The organism is Kribbella capetownensis (assembly GCF_004331485.1).
Classification (GTDB): domain Bacteria; phylum Actinomycetota; class Actinomycetes; order Propionibacteriales; family Kribbellaceae; genus Kribbella; species Kribbella capetownensis.
Window position 1 is genome coordinate 1 of record NZ_SJKD01000022.1, and the last position, 4,919, is coordinate 4,919.

The 4,919-nt window shown below is 68.2% G+C and carries 5 protein-coding genes and 1 tRNA gene; 4 read left to right on the plus strand and 2 right to left on the minus strand.

Translation table 11 applies throughout. The annotated features are described in order from the left end of the window. Positions 1-172: 172 nt before the first annotated feature. Positions 173-991 carry an aminotransferase class IV gene (locus tag E0H75_RS42735; RefSeq protein WP_131519465.1) on the plus strand — a complete coding sequence of 273 codons (819 nt, stop codon included), beginning with the start codon at positions 173-175 and terminating at the stop codon, positions 989-991. A 77-nt stretch (positions 992-1,068) separates the two neighbouring features. Here the strand turns inward: E0H75_RS42735 and E0H75_RS42740 are convergent, their stop codons facing one another. Next, on the minus strand, positions 1,069-1,635 hold the full coding sequence (locus E0H75_RS42740; protein ID WP_238163601.1) for a CGNR zinc finger domain-containing protein: 567 nt from the start codon (positions 1,633-1,635) through the stop codon (positions 1,069-1,071). 106 nt (positions 1,636-1,741) lie between these two features. Here E0H75_RS42740 and E0H75_RS42745 point away from each other — a divergent pair. Together E0H75_RS42745 and E0H75_RS42750 are read left to right on the plus strand one after the other, a co-directional pair. Then, a tRNA-Val gene (locus tag E0H75_RS42745) sits at positions 1,742-1,813 on the plus strand. Positions 1,814-2,493: 680 nt separating this feature from the next. Continuing rightward, complete coding sequence (locus E0H75_RS42750) at positions 2,494-3,321, plus strand: tetratricopeptide repeat protein (protein ID WP_131519466.1); 828 nt, start codon at positions 2,494-2,496, stop codon at positions 3,319-3,321. Between the two features lie 7 nt (positions 3,322-3,328). On the opposite strand, the gene E0H75_RS42755 is transcribed toward E0H75_RS42750, so the two are convergent. Continuing rightward, a complete protein-coding gene (locus E0H75_RS42755) occupies positions 3,329-3,772 on the minus strand; it encodes a pyridoxamine 5'-phosphate oxidase family protein (RefSeq protein WP_131519467.1) in 444 nt (147 codons plus the stop codon). 91 nt (positions 3,773-3,863) lie between these two features. Here E0H75_RS42755 and E0H75_RS42760 point away from each other — a divergent pair, with 91 nt between their 5' ends. After that, positions 3,864-4,733, plus strand: coding sequence for a sigma-70 family RNA polymerase sigma factor (locus E0H75_RS42760; protein ID WP_131519468.1), 870 nt, complete (start codon positions 3,864-3,866; stop codon positions 4,731-4,733). The last annotated feature ends 186 nt before the right edge of the window (positions 4,734-4,919 follow it).

Consider the following 4,919-nt stretch of genomic DNA (forward strand, 5'->3'; position numbering starts at 1 on the left):
GACCGGGTTTTCGTGCTCCCCGACGCGAGAAGAACACTAGCCCATCTGCGCCTGAGTTCAAAAACCGGGGTGCCCCACCACGTCGACGTACCGTCATCATCCGGTCACCTTCGGACTGCCTGACAGGCCCGGATGCCTTGCGCACTAAGGTGTTCCGCGGAAGGAGCACGACATGCGTATCTGGCTGAACGGCGTCCTGCTGGACGACGAGGCGACGGTTTCGCCGCTCGATCACGGGCTGACCACCGGCGACGGTGTGTTCGAGACGATCAAGATCGAGAACGGCCGTCCGTTCGCGGTGACGAGGCATCTGGACCGGCTGGTTCGGTCGGCGGTCGGGCTTGGTCTGCCGGAGCCGGACGTGGCTCAGATCGGCGTCGGCATCGCCGCGGTAGTGGAGGCCGATCCGGGCATCCCGTTCGGCCGGCTGCGGATCACGTACACCGGTGGTGTCTCGCCGCTGTCGTCCGAACGCGGTACGTCCGGTCCGACCATCCTGATCGCCACCCAGGCAGTCAAACGCCCCGGCCCGACCTCCGCGATCGTCACAGTCCCGTGGGTCCGCAACGAGCGCAGCGCGGTCGCCGGCCTGAAGACGACGTCGTACGCCGAGAACGTCCGGGCGCTCGCCTACGCGAAGGAACGTGGCGGCAGCGAGGCGATTTTCGCGAACACCATCGGCAACCTCTGCGAAGGCACCGGCTCGAACATCTTCTGCGGGTACGACGGTGAGCTCGTCACGCCGACCCTGGAGTCGGGGGCGCTGGCGGGTGTGACGCGTGCGCTTGTCCTCGAGTGGTTCGGCGCGACCGAGCGCGACGTACCGATGGAGCGGCTGTTCGAGGCCGACGAGGTCTTCCTGACGTCCACGACGCGCGACGTACAGGCCATCCATCGCGTCGACGACCGCGACCTGCCGGCCCCGGGTCCGATCACCGCGCAGGTGACCAAGATCTTCGCCGACCGCTCAGCCGACGAGCCGAACCCGTAGGTCGGCACCGGCTACTCGTAAGGCAGCGCCGGCTACTCCTATGGGCGCCTCGACTACCCGCCCGGGGCTTCTGGCGTTTACTCGCCGGAGGCTTTGCGGCGTTCGCGGTAGGCGGCGACGTGCAGACGGTTGCCGCAGGTGCGCGCGTCGCAGTACCGCTTCGAACGGTTCCGTGACAGGTCGATGAGCGCGTCGTCACAATCCGGCGCCTCACAGCGGCGAAGACGCTCACGCTCGCCGGCCGAGATGACCTGCGCCAAGGCGATCCCGCACTCCACTGTGATCCGGCACGCCAACGACGCGCCGTCCCGCGAATAGTGGATGTGCCACGGGTGGCCGTCGTGGTTCGTCAGCCGCGGCGTCGTCGTACCCCGGGCAACGATCGCGTTGATCATCGCCGCCGCCTCGGCGTCCGACCCAGTCGTGAAGACAGGCGAGAACAGCGGCCGCAGGTCCCTGACCTCGGCCAGGTCCTTGTCCGACAGCGAGCCGACCGCGCTGAACTCCCGCTCGTGGACGAACTTCTCCAACTCCTCGAGCGTTTCCAAGGTGTCGACCTGGCTGTTCGGACCCGGCAACGTGTTCACGAGCCGGACCAGCGTGCCGAGCGCCTGCTCGGTGTCGTGCGAGAAAGTCACAATCACGTCTCCAACGCGACGGGGTCTCCGTCTTGCAGCAAGAGTAGCCCGGCCCGATTAGATCGTCGCTGACTGATGCGCTATGGTTTCACACGCAACACCAGCACCACCCGGGCGATTGGCGCAGTGGTAGCGCGCTTCGTTCACACCGAAGAGGTCACTGGTTCGAACCCAGTATCGCCCACGAAGTCGACAGGCGACGCACGTCCGCGGAGAGCGCGGACCGCGTCGCCTTCGTCATTTGTGCGGCTGCGCTGCGCTTGCCGCGAGCGGGGGCTCCGCCACCCGCACCCCTTAACGCCTTCGCTTCGCTCGGCGGCTGGGGCTGGGCGCCGCGTGGACGGTTGCCGGCTTGGGGTTGGCCGCTGCGTGGACGGTTGCCGGCTTGGGGTTGGCCGCTGCGTGGACGGTTGCCGGCTTGGGGTTGGCCGCTGCGTGGACGGTTGCCGGCTTGGGGTTGGCCGCCGCGTGGACGGTTGCCGGCTTGGGGTTGGCCGCTGCGTGGACGGTTGCCGGCTTGGGGTTGGCCGTGCGTGGACGGTTGCCGGCTTGGGGTTGGCTGCCGCGTGGACGGTTGCCGGCTGGGGTTGGCCGCTGCGTGGACTGTTGCTGCGGGGTTGCTCGCCGCGGGAATGGTTCCCGCTGGGGCTGGTCGCCGCCGAAGTGTTGGCTGGGGTTGGCGTTGGCGTTGGGTTGCTTGGCGCAACTGTTCTGTCGGGGCGGGGGTGAGCCTTTGGTCGGGAGAATGTGGGGATGGGTTTGTTCGGGCGAGGTAAGCGGCGGGGTGTTCGGGGGGTATGGGCTGCGTGGGTGGAGGCTGATCGGGTGGGGGATTTTGGGGGGGGGGGGCGGTTGGCTCGGGAGATGGTGGAGGTTGCGCCGGAGGAGTTCGGGGCCTGGTTCGAGGCTGGGTTGTATTCGAAGGCTCGTGGGGAGTGGGCTGAGTCGGCGGAGCGGAATGCGCGGGCGGTCGCGTTGTTCACGGAGAACGATGCTCGCAGGTACGACGGGGTGAATCCGGCGGCCTGGAATCTCGGGATTGCGGCGACGGCGGTTGGTGACTGGGCGGTTGCTCGGCGGGCCTGGGCGGCATACGGGATCGAAGGCATCGCGGCGGGGGCCGAGCCGATCGACAACAACTTCGGGTTGACGCCGGTCCGGCTCAATCCTGATCGACCGAGCCTGAAGCACCAGGTACCGGTGGGGATCGGGGACACCGAGGTCGTCTGGTGCTGGCGCCGGAGTCCGGCGCACGCGGTCATCGCGAGCGTTCCGCTGCCGGGGTCCGGTCACCGGTTCCGGGACGTCGTGCTGCACGACGGTGAGCCGAAGGGATATCGGCGGCACGGCGACCAGGAGGTCGCGGTGTTCGACGAACTCGCCCGGCTCGATGAGTCAGGTCTGCAGACCTGGCAGGCGCAGGTGCTTGGCGCGACGACGGACGACCTGGGCGAGCTCGAGGAGCTCGTTGGATCGCGGGGACTCGGTATGGAGGAGTGGTCCGGGATCCGGCTGATGTGCTCAGACTGTTCGCACGGCACACCTGAGGCGGCGCACGATCATGCACCGGCATCGAGCGGCGCGGCTGTGGTCGGGCTGGCGGGATCCGAGGCGGAGCTGACGGATTGCCTCGAGGACTGGCGAGCCGACCGGCCCCACGTCACCCTCGCCGAGCTCACCTTCCTTTGGTGACGGGGAGCTAGACGAGCCAGGTGCTGGATTGCATGAGGAGGCGGTTCTTGAGTTCGTTGGGTTCGCGCCAGGCCTGGATGGTGGTGGGGGTTACGCGGAAGAAGGGGTAGGGGGTGGACGCTTCGCGGGGGTCGAAGCCGGCTTTGGTGGCGAAGGCTTGTGCGTCGGCTGGTGGGATGTCGGCGAGTTGTTCGGCGGTGGCGGTGATGTGAACGAGGTCTCGCGTGGTGCCGACCGTCAGGAGAAGGTGGGGGTTGGCGCGGAGGTTGCGGGCGGTGGGGTTGTTGACAGCGGTGGACAGTAGGAGGGTTCGACCGTCCCAGAGGAAGGACAAAGGCATCAGGTACGGCGTGCCGTCTGGTGAGGCGGTGGCTACCCAGGCGTCGATGTCGTGCTCCAGCCGGTACAGGGTGTCTTGCTTGCGTACGGCGAGGGGCCGGGGAGCAGCCATGATGAACTCCTGACGGTGTCACATGTGATCGGGTTTTCGCGTCACACCCATTGACGGTGATCGGACCGGAGTGTGACAGGTGGAGAGGGACATGAGCGAACACGACTGGCTGGCGCAGCGGTTCGAGGAGAACCGGGAACACTTGCGCGTGGTCGCGTACCGGATCCTCGGGTCGCGCGTCGAGGCCGAGGACGCCGTGCAGGAGGCGTGGATCCGGCTGAGCCGCTCCGACGCCGACGCGATCGACAACCTGGGCGGCTGGCTCACGACTGTTGTCGGGCGCATCTGCCTGGACATGCTGCGGACCCGGCGCGGGCGGCCGGAGCAGACGGTCGGCGACCACTCCCCTGCGCTCACGGACGACGACGTACCGGATCCAGAGCTCGAGGCCGTGCAGGCCGACTCGGTCGGGCTCGCGTTGCTCGTCGTACTCGAGACGTTGACGCCGGCCGAGCGGCTGTCGTTCGTGCTGCACGACATGTTCGCGGTGCCGTACGACGACATCGCGCCGATCGTCGGCAAGTCGCCCGAAGCCGCGCGGCAGTTGGCGAGCCGGGCGCGGCGGCGGGTGCAAGGTAGGCCGGAACCCGCGGGAGCGGACGCCAGCCGGCAGAAGGAAATCGTCGAGGCGTTCCTCGCGGCATCCCGTGGCGGCGACTTCGACGCGCTGCTCGCGCTGCTCGACCCGGAAGTCGTACTGCGCGCCGACGAGACGGTTGTCGCGCGCGGCGCCGGTGCGATGGTGCGGGGCGCCGCGGCCGTCGCGGAGACGTTCTCCGGGCGTGCACAGGCCGCTGTACTCACGCTGGTCGATGGGAAGGCCGGAGCGGTGTGGAGGCTGCGTGGCGAGCCGGTTGTCGTGTTCTCATTCACGGTCGCCGACGGCCGGATCACCGGGATCGAACTCCTCGGCAATCCCGACTACCTGCGCGACGTCGACCTCGCGCCGGCCAACGGCTGACGCGGCACGGATCCTTGGGTACGACGGCGTCGCCGAGCGATCGTGGACGGGTGGGACTGGTGTGACGGGAGGGGTGAGATCCACGCTCCGGCCGTCCACATCGCGACACCCCGGAATCCGGTTTTTGCGTACGCCGAAAGTGCGCTACTGTTCTGCTCTCGCACCGAGCAGGAACACCCTGCCGGA